The sequence below is a fragment of the Pararhizobium sp. A13 genome (genome assembly GCF_040126305.1).
Classification (GTDB): domain Bacteria; phylum Pseudomonadota; class Alphaproteobacteria; order Rhizobiales; family Rhizobiaceae; genus Pararhizobium.
Genome location: NZ_CP149511.1, coordinates 731,250 through 757,560, shown reverse-complemented (window position 1 = coordinate 757,560; position 26,311 = coordinate 731,250). Strand labels below are relative to the sequence as shown.

21 protein-coding genes are annotated in these 26,311 nt (G+C 58.8%); 13 read left to right on the top strand and 8 right to left on the bottom strand.

Annotated features, from left to right (window positions below; genetic code table 11):
• Positions 1-45 precede the first annotated feature (45 nt).
• Together WI754_RS25165 and WI754_RS25160 are read right to left on the bottom strand one after the other, a co-directional pair.
• Complete coding sequence (locus WI754_RS25165) at positions 46-1,557, bottom strand: alpha-N-arabinofuranosidase (protein ID WP_341486746.1); 1,512 nt, start codon at positions 1,555-1,557, stop codon at positions 46-48.
• A gap of 186 nt (positions 1,558-1,743) precedes the next feature.
• Entirely contained in the window at positions 1,744-2,670 is a 927-nt protein-coding gene (locus WI754_RS25160; protein WP_341486745.1) for a helix-turn-helix domain-containing protein, read from the bottom strand.
• 317 nt (positions 2,671-2,987) lie between these two features.
• On the opposite strand from WI754_RS25160, the gene WI754_RS25155 reads away from it, so the two are divergent.
• Positions 2,988-3,113 carry a hypothetical protein gene (locus WI754_RS25155; protein WP_341486744.1) on the top strand — a complete coding sequence of 42 codons (126 nt, stop codon included), beginning with the start codon at positions 2,988-2,990 and terminating at the stop codon, positions 3,111-3,113.
• Positions 3,114-3,240: 127 nt separating this feature from the next.
• Here WI754_RS25155 and WI754_RS25150 read toward each other — a convergent pair whose 3' ends face one another.
• From WI754_RS25150 to WI754_RS25130, 5 genes are all read right to left on the bottom strand, one after another.
• Positions 3,241-5,043: an ABC transporter ATP-binding protein/permease gene (locus WI754_RS25150; protein ID WP_341487980.1), complete on the bottom strand. Its 1,803-nt coding sequence runs from the start codon at positions 5,041-5,043 to the stop codon at positions 3,241-3,243.
• Between the two features lie 314 nt (positions 5,044-5,357).
• Entirely contained in the window at positions 5,358-8,528 is a 3,171-nt protein-coding gene (locus WI754_RS25145) for an adenylate/guanylate cyclase domain-containing protein (RefSeq protein ID WP_341487979.1), read from the bottom strand.
• A gap of 132 nt (positions 8,529-8,660) precedes the next feature.
• Positions 8,661-10,715: a hypothetical protein gene (locus WI754_RS25140; RefSeq protein ID WP_349438063.1), complete on the bottom strand. Its 2,055-nt coding sequence runs from the start codon at positions 10,713-10,715 to the stop codon at positions 8,661-8,663.
• A gap of 87 nt (positions 10,716-10,802) precedes the next feature.
• Entirely contained in the window at positions 10,803-11,426 is a 624-nt protein-coding gene (locus tag WI754_RS25135) for a nuclear transport factor 2 family protein (protein WP_341487977.1), read from the bottom strand.
• Positions 11,427-11,796: 370 nt separating this feature from the next.
• On the bottom strand, positions 11,797-13,227 hold the full coding sequence (locus WI754_RS25130; protein WP_341487976.1) for a hypothetical protein: 1,431 nt from the start codon (positions 13,225-13,227) through the stop codon (positions 11,797-11,799).
• Positions 13,228-13,597: 370 nt separating this feature from the next.
• On the opposite strand from WI754_RS25130, the gene queC reads away from it, so the two are divergent.
• The 10 genes from queC to WI754_RS25080 all read left to right on the top strand — a co-directional run bounded on the left by queC (position 13,598) and on the right by WI754_RS25080 (position 22,989).
• Positions 13,598-14,308 (top strand): 7-cyano-7-deazaguanine synthase QueC, encoded by a 711-nt coding sequence (queC, locus tag WI754_RS25125; RefSeq protein ID WP_341487975.1) that lies wholly within the window; start codon positions 13,598-13,600, stop codon positions 14,306-14,308.
• The gene (gene queD, locus WI754_RS25120) at positions 14,308-14,664 is read left to right on the top strand and encodes a 6-carboxytetrahydropterin synthase QueD (protein WP_037130815.1); all 357 of its coding nucleotides are present in this window, start codon (positions 14,308-14,310) and stop codon (positions 14,662-14,664) included. Before queC ends, queD begins: the two co-directional genes overlap by 1 nt.
• Entirely contained in the window at positions 14,661-15,398 is a 738-nt protein-coding gene (gene queE / locus WI754_RS25115) for a 7-carboxy-7-deazaguanine synthase QueE (protein WP_341487974.1), read from the top strand. Before queD ends, queE begins: the two co-directional genes overlap by 4 nt.
• Positions 15,399-15,786: 388 nt before the next feature.
• Positions 15,787-17,133 (top strand): extracellular solute-binding protein, encoded by a 1,347-nt coding sequence (locus tag WI754_RS25110; RefSeq protein WP_341487973.1) that lies wholly within the window; start codon positions 15,787-15,789, stop codon positions 17,131-17,133.
• Positions 17,134-17,187: 54 nt separating this feature from the next.
• A complete protein-coding gene (locus WI754_RS25105; RefSeq protein WP_341487972.1) occupies positions 17,188-18,489 on the top strand; it encodes a sugar ABC transporter permease in 1,302 nt (433 codons plus the stop codon).
• Between the two features lie 2 nt (positions 18,490-18,491).
• Positions 18,492-19,334 carry a carbohydrate ABC transporter permease gene (locus WI754_RS25100; protein ID WP_341487971.1) on the top strand — a complete coding sequence of 281 codons (843 nt, stop codon included), beginning with the start codon at positions 18,492-18,494 and terminating at the stop codon, positions 19,332-19,334.
• On the top strand, positions 19,334-20,389 hold the full coding sequence (locus WI754_RS25095; protein WP_341487970.1) for an ABC transporter ATP-binding protein: 1,056 nt from the start codon (positions 19,334-19,336) through the stop codon (positions 20,387-20,389). The genes WI754_RS25100 and WI754_RS25095 overlap by 1 nt, the downstream gene beginning before the upstream one ends.
• Positions 20,389-21,159 carry a glycerophosphodiester phosphodiesterase gene (locus tag WI754_RS25090; RefSeq protein ID WP_341487969.1) on the top strand — a complete coding sequence of 257 codons (771 nt, stop codon included), beginning with the start codon at positions 20,389-20,391 and terminating at the stop codon, positions 21,157-21,159. Before WI754_RS25095 ends, WI754_RS25090 begins: the two co-directional genes overlap by 1 nt.
• A complete protein-coding gene (locus WI754_RS25085; RefSeq protein ID WP_341487968.1) occupies positions 21,152-22,156 on the top strand; it encodes a LacI family DNA-binding transcriptional regulator in 1,005 nt (334 codons plus the stop codon). The genes WI754_RS25090 and WI754_RS25085 overlap by 8 nt, the downstream gene beginning before the upstream one ends.
• Positions 22,156-22,989 carry an inositol monophosphatase family protein gene (locus WI754_RS25080; RefSeq protein WP_341487967.1) on the top strand — a complete coding sequence of 278 codons (834 nt, stop codon included), beginning with the start codon at positions 22,156-22,158 and terminating at the stop codon, positions 22,987-22,989. Before WI754_RS25085 ends, WI754_RS25080 begins: the two co-directional genes overlap by 1 nt.
• Here WI754_RS25080 and WI754_RS25075 read toward each other — a convergent pair.
• Positions 22,986-23,834 (bottom strand): glycerophosphodiester phosphodiesterase family protein, encoded by an 849-nt coding sequence (locus WI754_RS25075; RefSeq protein ID WP_341487966.1) that lies wholly within the window; start codon positions 23,832-23,834, stop codon positions 22,986-22,988. The genes WI754_RS25080 and WI754_RS25075 overlap by 4 nt on opposite strands.
• Before the next feature lie 218 nt (positions 23,835-24,052).
• On the opposite strand from WI754_RS25075, the gene WI754_RS25070 reads away from it, so the two are divergent.
• Positions 24,053-25,471, top strand: a complete 1,419-nt coding sequence (locus tag WI754_RS25070; RefSeq protein WP_341487965.1) for a nodulation protein NfeD — start codon at positions 24,053-24,055, stop codon at positions 25,469-25,471.
• Positions 25,468-26,241, top strand: a complete 774-nt coding sequence (locus tag WI754_RS25065; RefSeq protein WP_341487964.1) for a slipin family protein — start codon at positions 25,468-25,470, stop codon at positions 26,239-26,241. Before WI754_RS25070 ends, WI754_RS25065 begins: the two co-directional genes overlap by 4 nt.
• Positions 26,242-26,311: the final 70 nt, after the last annotated feature.

Sequence of the window (26,311 nt, the reverse complement as noted above, 5' to 3'; positions counted from 1 at the left end):
ACGCTCCTCCTCAGCGCATACACCGTCTCGATGGTTCGCCTGAAATCAGAGCTTCAGGCGGATCATCTGATAGGAATAGGCCGGCAGCGACAGGCTGAGCTTGCCGTCAGTCACCTTGGCGTCCACACCCTTTTTGGGGCCGACCTTGAAAGGATTTTCGGACGAATTGACGGCTTTTAGATCCGCATGCGTCATCACCTGATGGTCAACGATATCAGCCGCGCCGAAGCCGGTCAGGTCGATCACTGTTTCAATTGCGTCATTCGCATGCCGGTTGATGGCAAAGAAGGTCACATGGCTGGTTTCTGTGTCATGCACCCCAGTGACGTCGACATAGGCAACGTCACCTGCAACGGTGGAGTTGTAGGTCGGGCTTTCGACCTTGAGGTCCAGCGCATTGCCGCGGCCATAGATCGAGGCATAAAAATAGGGGTAGAAGGTCGTCTGGCGCCATGCCGGGCCGTTTGGAACCGTCATGATCGGGGCGATGACATTGACCAGCTGCGCGAGGCAGGCGATCTTGACGACATCGGCACGACGGATGAAGGTGTTGAGGATCAGGCCGACCTGCAGCACATCCTCGAAATTGTAGATGTCTTCGAGCAGCGGCGGGGCGAAGGGCCAGCCGTCATTGCCGCCAAGGATCTTCTTGTCCTGCTCCTTGGAATGATACCATACATTCCATTCGTCAAACGAGATATAGACCCGCTTGTTGGAGCGCTTCTTGGCCTTGATGTAGTCGATGACGCCCGCGACCGAGACGATATAAGCATCGAGCTTCTCGCTCATGGCGAGATAGTTCGGCGTGTCGTTGGCCTCGTTGTCGAAATACATGTGCAGCGAGATATAGTCGACCTCGTTGTAGGTATGGTCGAGAACGGTCGCTTCCCATTCGGGATAGGTCGGCATCTTGGCGTTGGAGGAGCCGCAAACGACGAGTTCGAGCGACTTGTCAAAGGCGCGCATGGCTTTCGCGGTCTCATGGGCGAGGCGGCCATATTCATCAGCCGTCTTATGGCCGATCTGCCAGGGCCCGTCCATCTCGTTGCCGAGGCACCAGAGCTTGACATTGTAGGGTTCCTTGCGGCCGTTGGCGATGCGCTTGTCGCTCCACTCGCTGCCGCCGGGATGATTGGTGTATTCGAGGAAGTTGCGGGCTTCGTCGAGGCCGCGCGAGCCGAGATTGACGGCGAGCATCATCTCGGTGTTGGCGGACGCGCACCAGTCGGCAAATTCGTGCAGCCCGACTTCGTTGCTTTCCGATGTGTGCCAAGCCAGATCGAGGCGCACCGGACGTTCTTCCTTAGGGCCGACGCCGTCCTCCCAGTTGTAGGCCGAGACGAAGTTGCCGCCGGGATAGCGGACGATCGGAACGTTGAGTTCCTTGACGAGGTCGATGACGTCCTGGCGCATACCATTGGTGTCCGCCGTCGGGTGACCGGGCTCATAGATGCCGGTGTAAACTGCGCGCCCCAGATGCTCGATAAAGGATCCATAGAGCCTCGGGTCGATTTCCGACACGATATAGCGCGGATGTGCCGTAACGGCGACCTTCATTGTATACCTCCCAATTCATATCACGAATGGTGATTTACATCACCTTAGCTGATATTAAATGATAAGAATTGGGCCGAGGTCAAGTCGTTGCCATGCAAAAGTATGATAAATTAGGACGAAAAGCTCTAACTATTCACCTAGAATGCTGTGTTTGTTCATTTATTTTTAATATCAAAAAGTCGGATATCAAGCTGTTTTCAGCCGCAACACGATGTCCTGATCATAGTTGCCAAAACCCTTGCCGAAAATGTTGATGCCGCCCGGATGGGCCGCATTCTCGTGGACGCCGATGCGCAGCCGAATCGAATGGTGGTTGACGAGATCGAGTTCTGTGATCGTCACATCGGATATCCTGACGCCGTCGACATACGTGCCGTCCCTGGCGATGCGCCAGTTCTTCAGCTTGCCGTACTGCGAGCCCTTGAGTTTCCACCAAGCAGGGGTAAAGACGCCGCGCTTGTCACCGAAGTCGCCCGGTGACATCCACACGCCGACATCCTTGCCGTTGATCGACAGGGTGATGTCGGAAGGCCAGTCGGCGCTGGTGCCGGGCACCTCCGAGCTCAGTTCCATGACAACCTCGATTTCCTGGATTTCGATGTTGGAAAGCTTGGCGTTGTTGGGGAACTGATATTCGACGAAGCCACGGGTGAACCACAGCAAACCGGCCTTCATCCGGTCTGGATCGAGGAAGGAATTGGGTACATCGAGCAGACCAATAATACCCTCGGGAGAGCAGAGACCGCATGGCGCAGTCACCTCGAAACCAGTGTAGAGGCCAATCGGCATGGACACCTCGATCGTGTCCTTTCGCATCTCGCGATAGTCGCTCTTGAAGACGACCAGCACTTCCTCAGCGGCGGGGTAGCAAATCTTCTGGCTGCCTTTCCTGGCCTTCTGGTTTTCAGTGCGGATCAATCCGCAATCTTCCAGCACCTGGACGTTGGTGGAGACCGTTGATTGCGGTAGCGACAGGATGTTGGCGATGTCGTTGACATTCATCGGGCCCTTTTCATGCAGCAGCTTGAGCAGCTGGACGCGTACGGAGGAGGCGAGGCCCTTGAGAACTGCCAGTCCTTCTTCAGGCTCGATGACGAGGAAGTTTCTGCTCATGGCGACCCTAAATGAGGCAATTTAGATGATTCATATCAGATAGTTTGATATATACAATTGTCGTAAATGCAAAATGAACTGATTATTTGATTTCCAGACGGTGTTCATTGATCAGGCAGGCCGCTGACTGGCCGTCCGATATTCGATCTGGGGTCAAAACGACATCAAGACTGGCAGCAGGACGTCGCCCGGCGGCATCGGCGACCGGCGCGGCATGTATTCGACAAACGGGGGGAAGCTCAGCGGTTCCGTATACGCCAAGCTGAAAACCCGGTCGATCGACGACTGCGGCCCCTCGGGGCGAGGATCGGAAAGTCTTGGATCAGACCATCAAGACCCTTGGTGTTGCCGATCACCACTCCATCCGCTTCCGCATCGGCATTGACGAAACGGCCGAAAACCCCGCTGGCCTGAATATTTTCGGCAAGTGTTTCGGCGTTTAGACCAAGACATCGTTGCGTCGATCTTCTTTTTGAGAAATGACGGCGCTTGAAGTTGATCTCATCAATGCATCTCCTAGCGCCTGTTTCGTGGCCCATCGCGGCTAAATCAAATTCCCCTCGGGCTCCATCACCCCATCTGAGGGTCATGTGTGCGCAGGCTTTTCGGTTGGAGAAGCCGCAACGATCGGCCAGTCGGATCGCTTTGGAGGTGCAGCACGCGTGTGAAGTAGCGATTGCCCGGCTCCATCCGACCGATATTCACGACAGCCGCATTGCCAAGGTGCTGCTCCAGGAAGGTCAAGACCGTGTGGTATGCACCGGTTTCCAACGTGTCGAGCGCCTCGTCTATGATGATCCAGCGCGGCTTGTGCAGGCCAAGGCGGGCGATGGCAAGAAGCCGCAGCTCCAGCTCGTTGAGTTTCAGTTTTGTCCGCATGTCCTGGTCGAGGCGGTCGCTCAACTTGGAGAGGCCGACTTTGGAGAGAACCGCCGCGAGCTCCGTTTTGCGGAAACTGCCCGGGTTTCTCGGATAGGAGAGAACCTCCTCCAATGTGCCCGGCGGGAAATAGGGTGTTCGGGGCACGAAGGCCATATCGTCTCCTTCGGGAAGCGAGATGCGTCCGTCTCCCCAAGGCCACAGGCCTGCGATGGCACGGAAAAACGGCGCCTTTTCCACGTCCGGGGCGCCGGTGACGAGAACACGATCGCCCGGACGGATTTCCACATGCGGCTCTGTTAGCCTGGTGCATCCGGTAGGCACTGCAATTTCGAGGTCATCGATTGTCAACCGGTTGTCTGCCTTGGTAAAATCGATGCGTTTGTCGTTCTCATGACGCTCGTCGGTCATCAATATCGCGGAACGGAAAGCGGCGACTCTGAGCAAGGTCGCCCGCCAATCGGCGATCGTGTCGATATTGTCGACGAACCACCGGAGCGACACATGCACCTGGTTGAAGGCGCCAACGGCCATCATCAATCCACCGAAACTGAGGTCGCCGGCGAAATAGACCGGAGCCGCGATGACGATCGGCGCGATCACGGTGACCCAGCCATAGCCGGCCGTTACCCATGTGAGCCGGGTCAGCGCGAGCATCAGACTGTGGCTGATCTCGAGAACCGACGAAAGGTCGCGCTGGAGCCGGCGTTTCTCGTTCGCCTCGCCGGCCGAAAGCGAAACTGCCTCAATATGCTCGTTGACCCGCATCAACGAGAAGCGCAGGACCGCTTCGCGAGCGTAATGTTCGCCGTTGAGCTTGACCAAAGGGCGCCCGACGAACCAGCTCAAAGTCGCTGCCGTGCCGGCATAGAGGAAGGCAGCCCAAACCATGTAGCCCGGAATATTGATGTCGTAACCGGCGATATGAAAGATGAAGCCGGCCGAAAGCGACCACAAGACACCGACGAAGCTTCCGAGGAGAATGCCCGACTGAAACAGGCCGATGGAGAGGCCTGCCGTCAGGTCGGCGAGATGACGCGCATCCTCGTGTACCCGCTGGTCAGGATTGATACCGATGGCGCCGGCATTGGCGAGACGAAAGGCGCGCGCAGGTCTCATCCACTCGTTGATCAGGTCGAGCGTCAGGCCTTCCCTCAGCTTGATCCTGATCCACTGGTTGAGCCAGGTTTGCAGCACGTTGAGGATCAGAAGCCCGCCGGCAATCTCGGCAAAGACGATCAGCTCCAGCAGGAAAGCCGAGAGATCGCGCCGCTCCAGAGTGTCATAGAACGGCTTGTACCATCTGTTGAGCAGAATTTGACCGAAAGCCGTCGCCACGATGAGGGCGGCGATTCCAACGGCGAGCCATGTAATCACATTGCGGACAGGCGATGCGATGAACGCCCGCTGCATCATTCGCAATTGATTGCGAAACGACTGCTCGTCGTCGATATCTGCCCCTCCGTTGTTTTTACCGGTCTTTTGATGTGGCATCGGCGAAGTCTCCAGCATGGTCTTGCGTCTAAGGTATAGCGCGCCTTGGCGCTCATTCTAAGCGTACCAGAAAATGATGGGGCGAAGCTGGCCATTGGATCCCCATTTCGGCCACCTGCTCCATCAGGAAAATGGCTTCGATGTGGTTTTTGATCCCCCTCATGGGGCGCTTTTGTGGAATCGGCATTAATTCTTGCCGTTCGCGCGCCAGTCCGGCGCTTGAACCCAGTGACCGAAATCTGTTTGGACAAGTCGATGTAGCGCCGCCCCTCACGCCGTTGACGGGCTCCTGCAGCCATTTCGAGACGACAAGCTCACGTTGAAAGCTGGGACAGTTTGGCAAGGCTTGCCATTGTCTTGCGCTCCCAGTTTGCAGCGCCCTGGTTGCGCGCAAACGCGATGGCCTCCTGCAGCGTACCTTCGATATCGTCTGCCGACGGATTGGTGCGCCGCTGCACTTCAGCCTTGAGCCTCAACAGCTCGGCGGTAAAATAGTGTTCGCCCGTATGGCTGACCAGATCGAGCGCCTGGTTGAGTGTGGCGGCAGCGTTCTCGATATCGCCTGTTGCGAGATAGCAGTCGGCAAGCAGTCCAAGATAGCAGGATTTATCGATTTCTTGCTCGCCGAGATTGTCACAAGTCTTGCGCATCTTCTCCAAACCACGCAAATCGCCATCCGTTCGGACCATGCTCAAGCCCTGGAAGAACGAAGCCATATTCAGCCACATGCGAAATCCATTCTCTTCCGCAAGCGGGATCAATTCGTCGATCATCTCCCGAAGTGGGCCGACGTCGTTACGAAGGGCCATGAGAATGCAGCCATTGCCGAGGCAAGCTGCGAGCCTATAGGCGGAATGCTGGCGCGCGTTGACCTCGGCGGCGCGATACAACTGCAGTGCGGCCTCATCGGAGCCGGCCAGTTGCAGTGTCCACGAGAGATAAAGCATTGCCATGCTCGGGAAATCGCTGCCGATCTCGCCTGATCGCGCCTCGTATTGAAGAGATTGTTCGAGGTAGTCGCGGGCCTGCCCGATATGCCCCTGGGCGAAGAGACTCATGCCCTTGAATTGCAGCCCCAGCACCAGTGCCTTGAGATTGGTGCGGCTTCTGCCGATATCGAGTAATTGATCGCTCGCCCATTCCGCGTCTGAGAAGTGAGCGGAGTTGAAAGCCGTTCCGAAAAGCCCATCAAGAGCGCGGATCGGCGCTTCGGTATCCCCCAACTTTTCGCTGAGCCGCATGACGTTTCGATAGGCGGCGCTGCCTTCCTGCGTGACATAGCCGAAGGTGGCGTAGAGAACATCGCCGCGTTCCAGTTCGAGCTGCAATTCCTTCCGGTCGCGCTCGACTGAAGCGGGCAGCTTGGCAAGGCATGCCAGCCCATTTGCAAACATGTTTGCTGCCTCCACCTTGGCCCAGGTCTTGCCCATATTGAGCCCGGCGGTCAGCCAGCAGTCGGCCGCTTGTTCGAACAACTCGGCCGCAGCGAAGTGCTGAGCGAGCACTTCAGGGTGCTCCGCCGCCAACCGGGGATGGATAGTTTCGAGGGCGCCTGCGACTTTCCTGTGGAGTTCCCGGCATCTTTCGTGCAGCAGCGTATCGTGTGCGGCCTCCTGCAACAGTGCGTGCGTGAACGTGTAATATTGTCCGCTCGTCGCCAATTGCGGTGAAATCAGTCCGGACGATGTAAGATGCCTTAGCGTCGACTTGAGAGCGGTGGCCGAAAGGTCGCAAAGGTGGGCAAGCGTACTAACATCGAATTCGCGTCCGATCACGGAGGCAATTTGGGCAATGGTCTTGCCGGAACCGAGTTTGTCCAGCCGCGAAAGCAGCGAGGATTGCAGCGAACTGGGAACTCCGATTGCAGGCCTTTGTGAACCTGGCTCGACACGGTCGAAGGAAAGCCCCGTCTCCAAAGCGGCGCGCGCCAGTTCCTCGACATAGAGCGGCACACCTTCAGCCCGGCTTAGAACCGAGATGCTGGTTTCGTCGGGCAGGTTTTTACCTTTGGTAATGCTGCTAACCAGCGTCTGGGCCTCCGCGTCGTTCAGCCGCTCCAACTTTATGTCATGCAGGTTTCCCGACTCGGGGTGTGTCCGTAGTGATTTTTCGCGCGTGGTGACCAGGATGAGCATCGGAAAGGAGGTCGCTTCCCCGATGAGCGTTTCGAGAACCGCGCCCGACGAGGGATCGATCCATTGTTCGTCCTCGATGGAAAACAGGACCGGATTGATCCGCGTGACAGAATGTAGCCAGTCGATCAGGATTCTGTGTGAAACATCCCGCTGCCGTGTGGATGTCAGCTCAGAGGTCAGGTAGCGCGTCTGATCGATGGACAGCAATCCTGCAAATATCGGCATGGAATCGGACAGGGGAACATCGCTCAGTGCGAGAACCCCTTCCAGTTTTTCCAGGCTTACGTGGGCCGGATCGTTGGCGTGCATGCCGGCATAGCGCTTGAGAAGCGATAGGAAAGGGAACAGGGCGGTGTTGGAATAGGCGCTCGAGCACTGGAGCGTCAAACTGGTGCATCGCGGGATGCGGCGCTGGACTTCGAATATCAAACGAGACTTTCCGATCCCGGGTTCGCCGGAGATCAAGACGGTCTCGCCGCGATGGTCGGCAGCCACCCTGTGCCAAAGTTCGAGCAAACGGGTCATTTCCCCGCGACGGCCGACCAGTTCGGTCAAGCGTGTCCGCTTTGCAAACCGGTTCTCGAGGACGCGCGGTTTTTCGACCCGCCAAACCCGCACCTGATCGGAAAAACCCTTCAGCGATTGCGGGCCGAGATCGGTAAAGACGAATGCGCCGGCCGCGGTCTCGTAGGTCTTTTGGTCCGTTAGTATCGTTTGCGGATCGGCCAGTGTCTGAAGCCGCTGTGCCAGGTTGGGAATGGACCCCAACGCGACCGTGGACACGCCGGCTGGCGCGCCGAGAAAATCTCCGACAACGACCAAGCCGCTGGCCACTCCGATGCGAACCTGCAAGGGCGGCCCGTCCGGCACCGGTATGCGAGGCACGAGGTTGAGAATGTCGAATGCGAGTTCAAGCGCCCGTTCCGCGTCATCCTCCTCCGCTATCGGGTAACCGAACAGGGCCTGGAGAGCATCGCCGATATAGTTTGTGGCAATGCCGTTGTGGCTTTTCACAGCGCTGGCGCACCGTGCCAGATAGGTGCGCGTCAATTTGCTGAAGTCTTCCGGATCCATCCGAACCGCATATTCGGTTGAACCGACTAGATCGCAAAACAGGATCGTCAACTGACGGCGCTCGATTGCTGTCGGGGGCAATCTGCTGCCATCCTCTTGCTTGAGCAGCTTGATGCCAGCGAGAATTTTCCTGCGTGGCCCTAGGGGGATCCGCATTTCCTGCAGATCCTGGTCCGACAGGAGACGGAGGCTGTCGAAGTCAATCTGGCATTCCGCGAATATATCGGCGAGGTGGTCGAGCCTCAGTTGACCCAGCCATTTTCTGACGTCGTCCATCGAGACCCCCAGTGGAACAGATATGCCCTCGATCACTCTGCTTTCGGGTTTCTTTTAGCGAACGATAACATGCCAAGCCATCGTTAGCGAAGCCGTTCATAGGCTTCTCAGGGCATGAAGAGACACCGAAATTCAATCGCACCGCATGTCGGCGTACAAGAGCTGCCCTTTTTCCGCATATGCCGTGTCGCTTTGATCGAAGCACAGCCTCTTGGGAAGAAGACGGACCAGGTATCGTCTACCGCATTGCGCCGGCAGGTCTATCCTGAACTGGCGCAAACCAGTCGAGGGTGTGGGCTCGGTAAACTTTGCGTGCCCGAAATAGGAGGTATTCCGGATGAGCAAAGCGCTGCCGGAGGTGCCAACTTCGCCGTCGATGGCAGTGAAATTCTCGCCTTTTGCTTCATCCAGATCTGGGTAGTCACTTGCCAGCGGCGCCCTTCCTGATGACGGGATGGCGACCGTCTTTACGGCTATATTGAAGCGGACATCGTCTCTTTGCGGAACATTGCCGTAGCTGTTGTTGTAGTGCCAGCGCAGGCGGAGCAGGCGATCGGCATCGATCTTGCCTGCAGGCAGTGGAAGCTCCGCGACGGACACGTTCACGGGTTCGGAACCGTCTCCCTGCAATGGTGAGCCAGGCGGAGGACAAGGGGTGTAGAGGGGGCGATAATAGCACTCAGTGCCACCTGCGTCCCACAGGCAATTGCTGAGTTTCTGCCAGTCGGCGGAACTGATTTCCGGTGCAGCTGCTGAGAGATCGTTGCCCTCGGCGGGAAGCATCCACGGATGGATCTTTCCCGGCCCTGAACGCAGCGCCCAGTCCGTCCGGTGAGCGTTGACAGAGGTCAACTCCAGCCGCTCCGCCCGCATTTCCAGAAGCTGGGCCCAGCTCGGGTCCGCAATGAACGGCTCGCGCGCGGTGGCGTCCGATGCGAAGCGCCGCCCCGTGATCTGCGTCGTCAACGTATGGCATTCGGTGCAGTTTCCCGTGGGATCGCGCACGGTCTTGGCCTGCCGAAGCGAGGTGACGTATGTGCTGGTATAGCCTGAACCGACAACCCGGAACGGCCTTTGCTCGTTGCGGGGCGTTTTGGGAAGGTAATCTCCCAGACTGAAGGCGGACGCTTCCCGGCCCTGCGCTCCGGCGCGATAGCCGACCCGTGCCTGCCCGATATGGGGATTGACGACATAGGGGTTCTTGTTGTCATGGCAGGCCGAGCATTCGATCTGGAACGTCGGATCGTAAAGCGCTTCCGCCTGAGCCCGGCCTTCGTGATCCGCATAGGAACGGCCGCCCGGAGGTACGAAGGCCTGTGTCCAGTCGAATTCGGCCCGGTCCTTGCGCCCGTCGAAGAATACGATCTCACCCGATAGATTGTTGAAACCGATCATCCCGAGCCGCGCGAATTTCGGGTTCGATTTCTGCCAGTAGGGTTCGGGTTCGATGCCTAGATGCGGCGTGGATTTGCGGCAGAAAACCAGCCACTCGACGCTGCCCTTGACGATGCGGTTCAGCCGCGAATTCATGCCGCAATAGGTGGCGTTTCCCGCAAGCGATGGCTTGTCGCACTGCGCAATGCTCTCGGTCCATTTGACGATCTTGCCGTCTGCGCCGCGATGTTCGAATTCAAGCGGTTTGCCGACCTTGCCGGGATTGGGCTTCAGGTCGACGATATTGCCTTCGACTTCGAGCGGGATGGACTTCGCGTCGCCGCCGGTGCAGTCGCCATCCGGGATCGGGCCGAACACGGCACGCGCTTCGTCGCCGAACCGGGTGATGATATCGTTGCTGGCAGATGCCGGAGCCCAGAGGACATCTCCGTTCCAGCGCTGCGCGAGTGCCGCAAATGAGCTTTGCTCAGGCGCAGGCCCGTCAGCGCTGACGAGCGTAAAATCCGTCTTTTTACGAAACGCTTCCGACAGCGCCATTTGCCGGCAGAGCTGGAAGGCTTGCAGGTCGCGGACATGGAGGCGATGCGCCTCGTCCTGCGGATAAGCCTCGAGGAGCGGTCCGAACGGACGGGCCGGAGCGATGCAGCCGGTCGCTCTGTCGCAGCGGCCGTTGCCGTAACATGCCGGTCCGCCGCCGGCGCTCAGCGCCTCGGCGGCCGTGCGTGAGCCCAGCCGCCGGATCGTATCCGTGCCGGTCCGCTCCGGCTGGGGCCAGCTCAAACCGATCGACAACACCGCCGCCGACATCGGGAGCAAAAGGAAGCAGCTATTCCTCAAAAGCCATCTCCGAGCTTTACGGGGCGATGTCGGTCCGGCCGATCAGCGTGCGCTTGCTTTCACGACTGCCCCATCGACAACGAGCATCATCTTCGAGAACTTCCAGAGACTGCCATCCCTGCGGAACGTCGTATGTAGGGTTGCGGTATAGTCAAGGACGGGCATGGGGAGTGCTGCGAACTGCACCGTAACCAATAGGGCCGTTTTTCCCTGCACGGTGTCGATGTCCACGGAATGGAGAAGCGTATTACTTTCCATGTGTCTAGTTTTGTATACGACTTTGTCTCTTTCGGCTTGGATCTCCTTGAGATAGACTATCAGATCTTGCTTGTTCTTTGTAATTTTGAGCTGAAATTCTCTGCCGTCGCACAGCTCGTAGATAACGCCGTCAAGAAGCAGAGTGTCGAGGCCGAGGGGTTTCCCTTCGTCCAGCGCCCAGAAGTAGCGATGAAGGAGGTCCATGATCAGTTGCCTGTCGGCCGGAGCAGGGTTCGTTACCGGAGAGACGGAGTAGATGGGGGGCATGCACTTCGGCTCCAGTGTTGCCGACCCCGGTGTCGTTGACTGCGCAGCGGCCGCAGCCGTAAAAGCGAGGAAAAAGAAAAATCCCAGCAATGTCTTGTGCGGCAAAGCGCGACTTGCATGGTTCTGGTTGATGGATGTCATGCTGTCCTCCTGTCGTTGCTGAATTGCACAGCAGCGCTGACCGCGCGAACACTCGTCAGAGCTGAAAATTTCTGGAATGCAGTAGATGCGCACAGATCCAGTGCAGCATCCGGTCAATAAAGCCGGCTGTCGCTCCATCTCTTCCGCAATGCTTTCTTCAATGAACCGCGGATATTCAGACTAAAAAATCTTGATGGCCATGAGTCCAGAGGACGATGACTTGCCATTTCCAATGTACGTTTCGGAATTTCGCCTCCGCAACGATCCCGTTCCCAACGGTCCCGCCTTCTATATTAGGATATAGGAATGTTTCAGTGATGACAACTCGCCTGCCTAGGCGTCTGCGGTTGTCAGACGAACACTGGACGGTCTATGTCCGCCTGTCACAGGTTCCGCAATGAAACAGCCTTCGCCGCAAGCGCAGTCCATTCTCCTCCCGAACGATCATGTGGGTTCTGCTATCTTGCTTGTCGGGGAGAATAGTGTCCCGGCTGCTGTATATCGAGGGGTCGATCTGATCATTGGCAAAGAGTTCCGAGACGAAGGCGGCTGCCGCCGCTTCCGGGCTGGCGGGCTCCAGCGATCTGCCGTCCGGCCCGGCGCTGCGCGCAATGAAAGATGATGTTCGGGCTCCCGCATCGACAAGCAGCGGCTCGCCAAGACCGGCCTGCAACGCCGGAATGGACACTGCAACCAGTTCGGAGAGCGGGGAGGGCTCCTCAGGATTGACGGCGGTGATGCCCGATGCCGATTGCCGCGACCGAATGGCGGCGGCGGTTTCGCCGGAAAGAATTAAACGGCGAACGAAGATGTCCAGCAGGATTGCCGAACACTGCGCATCTATCGGCGCGCTTTCCTCAACCATCCGGCGGGCGACCTCGGCAAAGTAATACGTCACGGCGGTGGATCGGCTGACGCCCGCGGCGATGAAATCCCGCATCTGCACGCTGACATGGAGCAGTTCGTCCGGCGTGGGTGCGTTGCTGTCGGCGGCGTGGTAATCGAGAAAGGTACAAAGCGCCTCGAACAACGCTCCGGTAAAGATCCGCGAAAAGGAATGCGGGTTGGAGGAAAGAGACGATGTGAGCTCTTCCGGGTCAAGGCTGAACGGGTCGCAGTAGTTGAAGCCGTTCCAGGCGTTGCGCAGACAATTGGCATCGGCGAGGTGAGCATCCTCGCCATGAAGCGTTATTCCGAATTGCTCCGCCAGCCGCGTAAGCCGCGAATTGCAGTAAAGCCGCCCTTGGGTTTCGGCCACGATGGAGGTGCGCAGCGACGGCAGTTGCAAGGCCGACAGGATGGCATTCATGTCGCCGAATGATTCGTGAAAGGCCGCGATCTCCGGGACGCCTCTGTCCCAAAGATCCGGTTTCATCGTGTCCAGGATCGCATGTCCCAGCTCGTGGCTGAGCGTATCGGGGCTTGCTCCGGTGTAAACCACCGTCTGGTCGGGCAGGGTCCTGTGGTAGAAATTCAGCGACGTTCGATTGTAGTCGGCGTTCAATTCCTCCCACCTATCGAGGTTTACTCCAAGGATATCGCCGCATTGCCAGCGATTTCCAAGTTTCGGCTCCCAGAAATCAACGCTCCTTCGCAGGACCTCGGCGGCATTCCAGTACCGGAATTCCGCTGTGCCGGTTTGATCGCTTCGGGGCGGTTCAGCCACATCGAACTCATAGACGAAAGGCGGCTTGGTTATGTCCGGCAAAGGGGCTGTGGTCAGCGTACCGCTGGCAGGATCATCCTCCCACACGGTGATACCGGCCGTGGCCGCGAAGTCATTATTGGTCTCGTCTGGCATAACACCCTCCTGATCGCCTTTGCCAACTGGCAAAAATCTCATCGTGGAAATTGAGCTGTCATGTGCATTGAGAACACGGAGAAACCCGCAGGCTGTATGTGTGAAAAGCCGGGTATGTTTGGTCGCCGTCAGATACCCAGTCATCCCCCGATCAGACGCGACAATGTTCTTCTCGCCTCGCGTTATTCGCGAATGACTTTATTACATCTCCCGCAGATATGCCATGGTGTGTTTGATCTACGGTTGTTCCCACAATGGCACACAACGCAGCAGCAGCAGCAGCGCACCCTTCACAACGGGATGTGTTTGCGTTAGAAGCCTTCCGAAATCCGGTCGCAGCCCACCCGGTCAAAACAAGGGATCTCACGTTATGAAAACTATCGTCATCTGCTCCGGCGGATTGGACTCCGTTTCGCTTGCCTACAAGGTCGCCGCGGAACAACAGCTTATCGGCCTTCTCTCCTTCGACTACGGACAACGACATCGCAAGGAACTGGACTTCGCCGCCTCCTGCGCCAAGCGGCTTGGCGTCGCCCATCAGATCATCGACATCAGAAATATCGGCAGCCATCTCACCGGATCGGCGCTGACCGACGATATCGACGTTCCGGACGGCCACTATGCCGAGGAAACGATGAAGGCCACGGTCGTTCCAAACCGCAATGCCATCATGCTTGCCATCGCCTTCGGTCTTGCCGCCGCACAGAAAGCCGACGCGGTCGCTGTCGCCGTGCATGGCGGCGACCATTTCATCTATCCCGACTGCCGGCCGGGCTTCATCGATGCGTTTCAGGCGATGCAGAACCAGGCGCTCGATGGTTATGCCAGCGTTTCGCTCTATGCGCCCTACGTCACCATCTCCAAAGCAGACATCGTGGTCGATGGCGCAAAGAACGGCACGCCGTTTCAAGAGACCTGGTCATGCTACAAGGGTGGATCGCGCCATTGTGGCCGTTGCGGAACCTGCGTCGAACGGCGCGAGGCTTTTCATCTTGCCGGGGTCGACGATCCGACCGAGTACGAGGATCCCGATTTCTGGTTGTCCGCTACTGCCGGCTTCTGTGCCGAAGAGGTGAAATGATGTTCCGCATCACCAAGGAATTTCATTTCTCCGCCTCGCATCAACTGACGCGTCTTCCCGCCGATCATCAATGCGCCCGGCTGCACGGACATAATTATATCGTCGAGGTGGAGCTGTCGGCGGGCGAACTCGATGAAAACGGCTTCGTTCGGGACTATCATGAGCTTGCACCGCTCAAGCGCTACATCGATGACAGTTTCGACCATCGGCATCTGAACGACGTTCTCGGCCATGACCGGGTCACGTCGGAATGTCTGGCGAAACATTTCTATGACTGGTGCAAGGCGCGCCTGCCGGAAACCTCGGCCGTGCGTGTCAGCGAAACGCCGAAGACCTGGGCGGAATACCGGCCATGACTGCCGCCCGCGAGACGCAGATCCGCGTCAGCGAAATCTTCGGTCCGACGATCCAAGGGGAAGGCGTCTTGATCGGCCTGCCGACCGTCTTTGTCAGGACCGGCGGCTGCGACTATCGCTGTTCGTGGTGCGACACGCTGCACGCGGTCGACAGCGATTATCGCGACCAATGGCGTCCGATGTCGGCCGACGAGATCTGGCAGGAAGTCAGCCGGCTTTCCGGCAATAGACCGCTCACGGTTTCTCTCTCCGGGGGCAACCCGGCGATCCAGCCGCTCGGTTCGCTCATCGAGCGCGGACATCGAGACGGTTATCGTTTCGCACTCGAAACGCAGGGCAGCGTTGCAAAGGATTGGTTTGCCGATCTCGATGTTCTCGTGCTGAGCCCAAAACCACCGTCAAGCGGCATGGAAACGGATTGGGAGGCATTCGATACCTGTCTGCGTATGGCGGGAGAAAAGCCGCAGATCGCGCTGAAGGTGGTTGTCTTCGACGATCGCGATTACCTCTATGCCCGGGCCGCCGCAGCGCGCCATCCCGATCTTCCGGTTTATCTACAGCCAGGCAATCACACGCCGCCGCCGCCCGATGACGACGACGCAAGGGTCGACATCGACGGCATCATGGACCGGATGCTCTGGCTGGTCGACAAGGTGACGCAGGACCGGTGGTTCGAGGCACGCGTGCTGCCGCAACTGCACGTGCTGCTGTGGGGCAACAAGCGCGGTGTCTGAGGTTTTGGCATGAGATATCCGCCTCGATGCCGGCGCGGAAGGTGCGCAGCTTGCGATACACCCAGCGGCTTTTGCTTGGCCAGTGTCGTTCGACACTGCCACCATGTGCACGTGGGCGGGGTCAGTTCGTCGATGCTTTGCGACTCGGCTGGTGAAGCCATCCCCCAAAACCGGCTCGCCTGCCTCTGAGCCCTTGGATGAGAGCCGATCTGTCTCAAATCATTCGGTGACGAACAGATTTTTGCACACGTGCTCAAATTTGTCACTTGGTCGTTACGTTCGCCCCATAGAGCAGGACACGCCACGTTCTCGTGGGGTTTCGAAAAGGTAGTCATACAAGCACTGCCCGTCTGGAGGCCTCACATTGCTCTTCTCGGGAGACGACGAAATGACCATTCTGCCAAGTTTGAAATGCGTGACGGTCGCTGTTGCCATTCTGGCCTCGACCACGGTTCTGGCTTTTGCCAAGGATATCACCATCAGTGTCTGGTCCGGCGGAACTGGCCCGAACGACACGTATCGCCTCGACGCCATCGAGATCGCTGCCCAACAACTCGAGCGCGAAGCGGCCATCCGCGGCGAAGACCTGAAGATCACGATTGAAAAAGCGCCCTATTCCGACTGGGAAAGCTTCAAGCAGGCTCTGACCCTGGCCGCCGAAGCCAAGAAGGCCCCGAATATCGTTGCCACTGGACATGAGGATATCGGACCCTGGTCGCAGGCCGGCCTCATCGTTCCGATCGAGGACTATGTCGATCTGGATTCCTGGCCGCTTAATGACGTCTATGAAAACCTGATGGAGATCGCCTCGTTCAACGGCGTTGTCTACGGTATCCCTCAGGATGCCGAGTCCCGGCCGATGTTCTTCTGGAAGCCGCACATGAAGGCGATCGGCTACAGCGATGCAGACCTCGACGCCTTGCCGCAGAAGGTTCAGGACGGCGGCTACACGATGGCAAACGTGCTGGAAGACGCCAAGAAGATGCAGGACAAGGGTCTTGTTCAGCCCGGTTACGGCTTCTATCCACGCACCAGCAACGGCCCGGACTACTGGCAGTTCTACACCAGCTTCGGCGGCACCATGGAAGAAGACGGGAAGCTCGTTTTCGACAAGGCCGCGATGACGCGCGCCTACCAGTTCTTCGCCGATGCGGTGAAGGATGGCGTCACCAAGAAGAACCATATCGGCATGCCCGGCGACCAGTGGTGGAAGGAAGTTGCCACCGGCAAGGCCGGCATCTGGCATGGCGGCACATGGCACTATGCCCGCCTGGTCAACCAGGAAGGCTTGACGAATTTCTTCGACAATGTCGTGTTCACACTGATCCCTGGCGGCGAAGGCGGCAAGGCGAACACCCTGACGCATCCGCTCGTCTACCTCCTGACCTCCGGTCACGAGAAGGACGAAACGGAAATCGCCGCCCAGCTGGTCAAGATCGCTTCCGAGCCGCGCATCAACGTTCTCCACGCGGTGAAATCGGCGCATCTCGGCATCTCGAAAGCCGAAAGCGAAATCGACCTTTACTCGTCCGACCGCTGGGCGCGCGAAGCGACGGAACGTCTGCTGCCTTTTGCCAACGCGATGCCCAACAATGCTGATTTTGGCACCTATTGGACCATCATGTGGAAGGGCCTCGAAGCGGCCTGGACCGGCGCGAAGACCGTCGATGCCTCCATCGGCGATGTCGAGAACGAGCTGAAGAGCACGCTCGGCGACAAGATCGTCATTCGCTGAGATCGGCGCGACTTCCGGGCGGTTCGCCGCCCGGAAACGCCGGGGAGACCTTCCATGAAAACATCGAGGACGCTTGGTCTGGTGATGATCGCGCCGGCTGCGATCATGATCCTTTTGTTCTTTCTCATGCCGGTCGTGCTCACCGGCGTGTTCTCGATGACGAACATGACGACCGCGACAGGCATTTCCGGCGGCGCCTACCAGATCGCACCGCATTCGCTGAGTGACCTGAAATCGACCATGCCCGACATTGCCGAGCAGATGTCGCAGCCGCGCTACACGATCGACGCGGCAGGGCTGACGGCGGTCGAAGGGCTGGGGCTCGACGCGGGCATCGCTAAAGAATTGCGCGCAAAGCACATGGGCGAGGTTTTTCAGTCCCGCCGCGAGGTGGAGCGCTTGATCAAGGGGCTCGACCAGCGACCCTCGACCCCGGACGTCAAGAAGATTTCGGAGCAGCTCAACCGCTCGGTCGTCAATGCCCGCTTTGCCAGCAAGGAAGAACTGTTTTCGGCGCTGGACACGCTCGGCTTCAAGCTGACGGACGTTGAGAAGGATAGCGTCGCTGATGTGACCTATACCGGCTGGAACTGGACGACCGAGAATTTCTCGCGCATCGTCTCTTCGCCGGACATGGCCCGCGTGCTCTTCAACACGCTTCTCTATGTCGCGCTGGTGCTCGTTCTCTTCAACACGACCTATGCGATGCTGCTCGCGATCTGGACACACTATATGCCGTCCGCGCCGGCGACGATCTTCCGCTCGATCTGGCTTCTGCCGCGCATTACACCAGTGGTCATCTACGTGCTGATGTGGAAATGGCTGGCCTGGGATACGGGCTTCATCTCGGTGCTGATGGGCAAATTCGGGTATCAGCCGAAGAATTACATGCTCGACAATGCCTATAATGCCTGGTTGTTCGTCGTGCTGATCAATGGGTTCATCGGTGCCTCGATGGGCATGCTGGTGTTTTCTTCAGCACTGAAGGCGATCCCAAAAAGCCAGTTCTTCGCCAGCGAAGTCGATGGTGCCAGCCGCTGGCAGCAGATCCGTTACATCATCCTGCCGCAAATGCGCTGGCCGATCCTCTTCGTCACCTGCTATCAGACGCTTTCGCTGCTCGCCTCCTTCAACGAAATCCTTTTGTCGACGCGCGGTGGCCCTGGCAAGGCGACGGAGGTCTGGTCGCTCGCCGCCTATCACACGGCGCTCAACAACTATGCCGGCAACCTTGAATACGGCCTCGGTGCTGCTATGGCGCTTGTCTTGGTTGTCATCGGCATTGTCCTTTCGCTCGGCTATCTGCGCATCTTCAACTACGGCACGCTGGTTTCCCGGCCGCTGATCGAGGACTGACCATGGCGGAGAAATCGCAACTCTCGGCGAACTATAGCATCTGGCCTGTCATCCTGGCCCTATCGATCGTCAGTGCGCCGCTGGTGCTGATGTATGCCTATCTGTTCATCGACACGATTACCGACAAGGCCGTCGGAACACTCATCCCGGACAGTTTCACCCTGCGACACTGGCGCTTTCTCTGGGAAACGCCGGCGGGCAAGCCGAACATCTGGCTGGTCACACTCAATACGCTGATCTTCACGGCGAGCACGACCACGGTCATCCTGCTGGTTTCGTCGATGGCCGGCTACGTGCTATCGCGTCTCAACGTGCCTGCGCGCGGCTTTTTTCTCGCTGGCGTCATGGTGTTGCACGCGTTCCCTTCGGTGACGCTGATCATCGCCATCTTCATCGTGCTGCAGATGATCGGGCTCTATAATTCGCTGATCGGCGTCATCCTGGTGAAGGCCGCCATCGATCTGCCGCTCGGTATCTGGCTGATGAAGGGCTTTTACGACACCGTGCCCTGGGAGATCGAAATGGCCGGCGTCGTCGATGGCGCATCGCGCTTCCGCGTCTGGCGCAGCCTGGTGCTGCCGCAGGTCCGGCCGGCGATCATGGCGCTCGGACTGTTCTCCTTCCTGTCCGGCTGGAGCGAGTTCATCCTGCCACAGGTGCTGGCCCCCGGCAGCAATGTGCAGGTGCTGTCGGTCTATCTTTCGGCACTGATCTTTGACGACAACAATTTCGATTTCGGCACCTTCAAGGCCGTCGGCGTCTTCTACATCATCCCGGTGCTGATCGTTTACGCGCTGTTCCACAAGTACCTGATGAATATCTACGGCGGCGGGAGCAAAGGCTGATGCGCATCCTTCTCGACAATTTTTCCAAAAGCTTCGGTGCCACCAAGGTCATCGAAAACATGATGCTCGAGGTCGGCCATGGCGAGATGCTGGCGCTCCTCGGTCCTTCCGGCTGCGGCAAGTCGACGACGCTGTTTGCGATCTGCGGCATTCACCGGCCAACTGGCGGGCGCATCCTGTTCGGCGACCGCGACGTTACGGATCTGCCGAGCCAGGCGCGCAATATCGGCGTCGTCTTCCAGTCCTATGCGCTCTATCCGCATATGACGGTCGCCGAAAACATCGGCTTTCCACTGAAGGTCAAGGGCATGGCCACCGAGGACATCCGCAGGGAAGTGGACCGTATTTCCGCGCTCGTCCATATCGGCAACCTGCTCGCGCGGCGCCCCGGCGAGCTTTCGGGCGGCCAGCAGCAGCGGGTCGCGCTGGCGCGTGCCCTGGTGCGCCGGCCGGACGTGCTGCTTCTCGATGAACCGCTCGCCAATCTCGACGCCAAGCTGCGTCTCGAAATGCGCTCGGAAATCAGGCGGATCCAGCGCGAAACAGGCATCACCGCGATCCTGGTGACGCATGATCAGGTCGAGGCGATGAGCATGTGCGATCGCATTGCCATCATGAAGGAAGGCGCGATTGTTCAGATCGCCACGCCGGCCGAAATGTACACCGATCCGCGCACCGCCTTCGTTGCCGGCTTCCTCGGTAATCCACCCATCACGTTCCTGCGCGGCGTGGTGGACAAGGGGGCCTTTGCAATACCCGAAAGCGAAATCCGCATTCCCCTGCCGGTCTCCGTTGCTGCGCCTGAAGGCGCGAAGCTAATGTTAGGTGTCCGCCCAGAGCACTTCACCCCGAGCGGCGATATCGCCGTTCCCGGCAAGGTCACCTTTGCCGAGACGCAGGGGCGCGAGAACCTCTACGATGTCTCGCTCGATGGCGGACCCCTGCTTCGCTCGATCCAACCTGTTCGCCATGACGTCAGCATCGGCGATGCCGTCACCTGGGCGATCGATAGCAAAGGTGTGCTGGTTTTTGACGATGCGGGACGGAGGCTCTAATGTTTCGCGATTTTTCCGCATTCTTCGAGCGTTACGGTTGGCCATCCGGCACGGGAAGGCTGCCCTTCTGCATCGGTCATCGCGGCGCGAGCGGTCATATGCGCGAAAACACCATTGAGGCGTTTCGGCTGGCCTCGGATCTCGGCGCAGACATGTGGGAGCTGGATACGCAACTAACGGGGGACGGCATCGTCGTGGTGTCGCATGATGACCACCTTCTGCGTGTCTTCGGTATCGACCGCCATATCTCGCGGATGTCCGCTGCCGAACTCGCAGCGCTCGACGGCGTCAACGTACCAACCTTCGAGGCAGTGGCAGCGCTCGCCTGTGAACTCAGGGCAGGCCTGTACATAGAACTCAAGGCAACTGGCACCGGGCCACTCTGCTGGGAACATTTGCGGCAAAGGAACCAGCGTTTCGCCTGTTTGGGTTCGTTCGATACCGCGCAGGTGCGTCAACTGCGCGACACCGGATGCGACTTTCCCCTTTCGGTTCTGGTGCGCACCGGCCATGACCCGCACGCGCTTGGCGACGAGGCCGGCGCCGATATCCTGCATCTTTGCTGGGAAAGGGCAGGGGAGCGCCCACAGGATCTGGTGACGCCGGACCTGACTGAGAAAGCCTTCGATGAGGGAAGAGAAATCGTGCTCTGGCACGAGGAGAGGCCAGCCGTTCTCCAGGATATCATGCGGCTGCCGGTGCTCGGCATTTGCACGGATCTGCCGGATCTGATGCGGCCTCTAGTGGGTGGGGAAGAAAGACTTGGCTGACAAGGACAATGGGCCGCGCAAGGTGACGTCGTTCGACGTGGCGCGTGTGGCGGGTGTCTCGCGCGCCGCCGTTTCTCGCGCTTTCACGCCGGATGCGAGCGTCTCGCCGAAGACCCGGGAAAAGGTCTATCAGGCAGCGAAGGAGCTCGGCTATCGGGTAAACTATCTTGCACGAAGCCTCACCAACAGGCGCTCTGATCTCGTCGGCCTTGTCGCCGCCGGTCTCGACAATCCGTTCCGCACGCTGCAGATCGAGCATCTTGCAAGGGCGTTGCTGGCCCGCAACTTCCGTCCGATCCTTTTGCCGACATCGAAGGAAAGCGACACGTCCGCCGTCATCGGACAGTTGCTGCACTATGCAGTGTCCGGCGTCATCGTCACCTCGGACGCGCCGCCAACGGAGATCTGCGAGCAATGTGCTGCCGAAGGCGTCCCGATCGTGCTCATCAACAAGGGGGAGGACATTCCCTACGTCGACAGGATCGTCTCGGACGACCGCATGGCCGGGCATCTCGCCGCCGATCACCTGATTGAAAGCGGCATGCGGTCTCTAGCCGTGATGGCGGCACCGGCCGTCTCCTACACCGCGCGGCGCCGCAGCGAGGCCTTCTTCAACCGCTGCAGACAGCTGGGATTGGAAGCAAGGCTGATCCCGCTGCAGGTCAATGATTATCAGAACGGTTATAGCGCCACCGGCGATCTGGAGGCACTGGGCGTAGACGGTGTCTTCTGCGCCAACGATTACATGGCTTGCGGCGTCATCGACAGGCTGATGCGCGATCTGGGCCGTCAGGACGCACCGCCGATCCGGATCATCGGCCATGACGACATTCCGCAGGCAAGCTGGGCCGCCTATGCGCTGACGACCATCCGCCAGCCTTGCGATCTTCAGGCAGATCAGACCATCGATCTGCTGATAAGCCGGATGGCAGAGCCCGACATGACGGCGCGCGTCGAATTCACGCCGGTGTCGCTGATCAAAAGAAGGACTGCGTGATGCCCTCCATATTCGATCCCTCCGCCATTGAAGCGCGCGCCGCCACGGCAATCGTTGTCGCACGAAAGGTCGGGCGCGAAGCCGCCCGGTTCCGCCAGGAGGCGAAGGCCGGTACGTTGCACGTCGAGAACAAGGGACTGCAGGATTTCGTGACGATTGCCGACAGGCAGGCGGAGCAAGCGATCCGCGATGGGTTGCTGGCGCAATTTCCCGCCGATATGTTCATGGGAGAAGAAAGCGGCGGACAGTTGGGAGCAGCCGGAACATGGGTCGCCGATCCGATCGACGGGACGACGAACTACATTCGCGGCTTTCGCCACTGGGGCGTGTCGATCGCTTTCATCGCCGACGGCAGGATTGAGATCGGCGTCATTTACGATGCAGCGCAAGACAAGGTTTTTCACGCCATTCGCGACGGCGGCGCCTTCAAGGACGGCGAGAAGATACACGCCGCCGCGACCAGCGATGCCTCAAAGGCGATGATCATTCTCGGCCATTCGCGCCGCACAAGTTTTGATGATTATCTCGCCATCGCCAGGCGTCTCTACGAGCGCGGCATGGACTATCGCCGCATGGGGGCCGCGGCGATCGGCCTGATCCGTGTGGCCGAAGGCGTGGCCGATCTCTATTACGAACGCCATCTCAATGCCTGGGACATGCTTGCCGGAGCGCTGATCGCGCAAGAGGCCGGGGCGAAGGTGGCGATGCCACGCCTTTCGGACCTTCTTGATCACGGCGGTCCGGTGATCGCCTATTCGGCCGGCATGGAACGCGAATTCGGCTTCCTTCTCGACCTGGAAGGCGTTACGCCTGCGGATACCCCCAGCCGTTAGCCGGCCATGCGCTTCGACCAGGCGCGCGCCATCGCAGGCGCTTCGTCGGTGGTGATCTGGTCGGGTTTCAGGGCCATCAAAGCCGAAAAATCGTGCCACTCCGCATCGCTGAAACCGCCTGCCGGGCTCGTCAGCGTAAAGGTCCAGGCATCGACACGCTTGCCTTCGCTTTGGCAGAGAGAAACCATGTCGAGGCCGTCGCGCGCAGCCTGCAGCAGCAGCGACCATTGCAGATAGATTGTATCCGGCTCCGTCGGGCCGCCGAGATCGGCAAGCAGGCTCTTCTCGACCGCCTTCAATCCCTCCTGCTGGTAGATATCAACGAGCTTGTCGGTCGGATCGATACCGCGTAGCAGATGCGGCAGCTTTTCCTTGACGGCTATGATGAGATCAAGACAGGAACCACTGACGATCACTGACGCCCTCATGTTCTGAAAATGCGCCGCCAGATGCGCGATACCTTTCCCGCCGATCGCTTCGAAATCGTCCTTCATGTCGAATTGCAGCAGCGCATCGGGATGTGCCGATTGCAGCATGGAGGCAAGATCCTCGCTGAAGGTCAAAGCCGTGCCGCCATCGCGCATGCGGGCATCGCGCAGCTCGTTGAGGCTTTTCGCGGATATCCGGCCTTGCCCTGTGGTTTCACCTTCCAGTTCTTCGTCATGCAGCACAACGAAACCGCCATCGCCGCGCACCCGAAGGTCGAGTTCCATCGACGCGCCGAGGGCGAACCCGGTCCGCATCACGTCGATGGAAAACAGCGGATCGGAAAGCTGCCGGCGAAGCCGATGCCATTTCAACCTGACGGGATGGTTTGCGTATTCAATCTTTAGCTCTGACACCATGGATGTACCCGCCTGGGCCTTGTCACGTTGTTTCTTTGCTTAGCCGCTCTGGCATGAACACACCCTCCGTCAGCCACAGGAACCATCGCTTTCCATCGGATATCACCGCCATGGCGGAGTGCTGCCACTGTCTTTCTATCCATCTCAAACAACGTGACAAGCCCGGCGAAGAAGCTTCTTGCCTTATCTTTTGGCGATTCTGGCGTATATTTGAAACTATGAATAATTATCGGGTGACGGTGCGACCCCGGAGGTTTTGCCAACAAGCAATCCGAATCTTCGCTCTCGCACTCATCTTTAGTTCGGCATTCCTGTTTTCCGTCGCGCCGACAGCGGGGTCGGAGCGCGTCGCGCTGCTACTGCGATTGAATGGCGCCGTCAGCCCGGCGTCAGCCGACTATGTGAAACGCGGCCTTGAGCTTGCCAACGAACGCCAAGTGACACTGGTCGTTTTGCAAATGGACACACCCGGCGGCCTCGACACGTCAATGCGGGAAATCATTCGCGCAATCCTTGCCTCGTCCGTGCCTGTCGCGAGTTTCGTGGCCCCGAGTGGTGCCCGCGCGGCCAGCGCCGGGACTTACATTTTATATGCCAGCCATATAGCTGCCATGGCGCCAGGCACCAATTTGGGTGCGGCAACGCCCATTGCCCTCGGTGGGAGCGGGTTCGACGATCACGACAACCGCGACAACAAGGAACAACCGCCGCGCAACGCCACGGAAGCCAAGGCAGTGAACGACGCAGCTGCTTACCTTCGGGGGCTGGCTGAGCTTCGCAATCGCAATGCCGACTGGGCAGAACGAGCCGTGCGCGATGCTGCAAGCCTTTCATCGATCGCCGCCGAACGTGAAAAGGTCATCGATTTCACCGCAACCACTGTTGATGATCTATTGGCGCAAGCCAATGGCCGTACTGTACGCGTCCGAGAGACGGACATACGGCTCGATACAACCGGGCTCACCGTCCAAAGCATCGAGCCTGACTGGAGGACCCGCCTGCTCTCGGTCATTGCCGATCCGAACGTCGCACTCATCCTGATGATCATTGGTATCTACGGCCTGATCTTCGAGTTTCTTACGCCCGGGGCCGTGATCCCCGGAACAGTTGGAGGCATCAGTCTTTTACTCGGTCTTTACGCTTTGGCCATGCTGCCCGTAAGCTACGCAGGTGTCGGCCTCATCATCCTTGCGGTTGCTCTTTTCGTTTCGGAAGCGCATTCGCCGACGTTCGGCGTCCTGGGCGTCGGTGGTGCGATCGCGCTCGTTCTCGGCGCAACAATTCTCTTCGATACGGATGTGCCGGATTTGGAAGTGAGTTGGCGAGTCCTGGTCGGCATCGGCATTTCCGGTCTCGCTTTCAGCCTCATTGTCGCTCGCCTCGCGTTCACTGCGCGCCGACACACCGTCGTGACGGGTGCGGAGCAGATGATCGGCATTTCCGGCAAAGTTTCCGATTGGACGGACACCTCCGGCTACATCGTCGCCCATGGAGAGCGCTGGAGCGCCGTCTCCGCCGAACGGCTCACAGCCGGAGAGGATGTCACGGTCATCGCTCGAGAGGGACTAACGCTTGAGGTTGCCCGCAAACCGCGCAGAGATCAGCTGTCGCTGGAAGGCAGGGAGAAAAGCACATGACCATGGTTGGAGATTTTGTCTTCTACTTCGCCGCGATCATCCTATTGCTGGTTGTCATCGCGAGCGCGATCAAGATCCTGCGCGAGTATGAGCGCGCAGTTGTTTTCACACTTGGCCGGTTCACCGGTGTGAAGGGACCCGGATTGATCCTGCTCGTTCCCTACGTGCAGCAAATGGTGCGGGTCGATTTGCGGACGCGCGTTCTCGATGTACCCAGCCAGGACGTCATTTCTCATGACAATGTCTCGGTTCGGGTCAGCGCGGTGATCTATTTCAGGGTGATAGATCCCGAAAAGTCGACGATTCAGGTTGAGGACTTCATGGCTGCCACGAGCCAGCTTGCCCAAACGACGTTGCGCTCGGTGCTCGGCAAGCACGATCTCGACGAGATGCTCGCGGAACGTGACCGGCTCAACGAAGACATACAGAAAATGCTCGACATCCAAACTGACGCGTGGGGTATCAAAGTCGCCAACGTCGAGATCAAACATGTCGACATCAACGAGTCCATGATCCGTGCGATCGCCCGCCAGGCGGAGGCCGAACGCGAGCGGCGCGCGAAAATCATAAATGCCGAGGGCGAGCAGCAAGCCGCGGCGAAGCTGGTGGAAGCGGCCGAAATCCTGGCCCGGCAACCCCTAGCCATGCAGTTACGCTACTTAAGCGCGTTGAACGTCATTGCCGGAGAAAAGACCTCAACGATCATATTCCCCTTCCCGATGGAACTCATTCATCTCCTGGGCGCCAGGACGGACACGCCAATGAAATGACAAATGACGGGCTCATCACGTTGACGGGTTGAAAGACGGTGGCCGAGAAAGCTTTCCACGGCGCCGTGGC

Bases quoted from the DNA above. Each gene is read 5' to 3' on its own strand.
- queC (WP_341487975.1), top strand. From the start codon at position 13,598: ATGAAAACTATCGTCATCTGCTCCGGCGGATTGGACTCCGTTTCGCTT.
- WI754_RS25165 (WP_341486746.1), bottom strand. From the start codon at position 1,557: ATGAAGGTCGCCGTTACGGCACATCCGCGCTATATCGTGTCGGAAATC.
- WI754_RS25110 (WP_341487973.1), top strand. From the start codon at position 15,787: ATGACCATTCTGCCAAGTTTGAAATGCGTGACGGTCGCTGTTGCCATT.
- WI754_RS25160 (WP_341486745.1), bottom strand. From the start codon at position 2,670: ATGAGCAGAAACTTCCTCGTCATCGAGCCTGAAGAAGGACTGGCAGTT.
- WI754_RS25070 (WP_341487965.1), top strand. From the start codon at position 24,053: ATGAATAATTATCGGGTGACGGTGCGACCCCGGAGGTTTTGCCAACAA.
- WI754_RS25135 (WP_341487977.1), bottom strand. From the start codon at position 11,426: ATGACATCCATCAACCAGAACCATGCAAGTCGCGCTTTGCCGCACAAG.
- WI754_RS25075 (WP_341487966.1), bottom strand. From the start codon at position 23,834: ATGGTGTCAGAGCTAAAGATTGAATACGCAAACCATCCCGTCAGGTTG.
- WI754_RS25100 (WP_341487971.1), top strand. From the start codon at position 18,492: ATGGCGGAGAAATCGCAACTCTCGGCGAACTATAGCATCTGGCCTGTC.
- WI754_RS25105 (WP_341487972.1), top strand. From the start codon at position 17,188: ATGAAAACATCGAGGACGCTTGGTCTGGTGATGATCGCGCCGGCTGCG.
- WI754_RS25080 (WP_341487967.1), top strand. From the start codon at position 22,156: ATGCCCTCCATATTCGATCCCTCCGCCATTGAAGCGCGCGCCGCCACG.
- WI754_RS25065 (WP_341487964.1), top strand. From the start codon at position 25,468: ATGACCATGGTTGGAGATTTTGTCTTCTACTTCGCCGCGATCATCCTA.
- WI754_RS25095 (WP_341487970.1), top strand. From the start codon at position 19,334: ATGCGCATCCTTCTCGACAATTTTTCCAAAAGCTTCGGTGCCACCAAG.
- queD (WP_037130815.1), top strand. From the start codon at position 14,308: ATGTTCCGCATCACCAAGGAATTTCATTTCTCCGCCTCGCATCAACTG.
- queE (WP_341487974.1), top strand. From the start codon at position 14,661: ATGACTGCCGCCCGCGAGACGCAGATCCGCGTCAGCGAAATCTTCGGT.
- WI754_RS25150 (WP_341487980.1), bottom strand. From the start codon at position 5,043: ATGCCACATCAAAAGACCGGTAAAAACAACGGAGGGGCAGATATCGAC.
- WI754_RS25145 (WP_341487979.1), bottom strand. From the start codon at position 8,528: ATGGACGACGTCAGAAAATGGCTGGGTCAACTGAGGCTCGACCACCTC.
- WI754_RS25090 (WP_341487969.1), top strand. From the start codon at position 20,389: ATGTTTCGCGATTTTTCCGCATTCTTCGAGCGTTACGGTTGGCCATCC.
- WI754_RS25130 (WP_341487976.1), bottom strand. From the start codon at position 13,227: ATGCCAGACGAGACCAATAATGACTTCGCGGCCACGGCCGGTATCACC.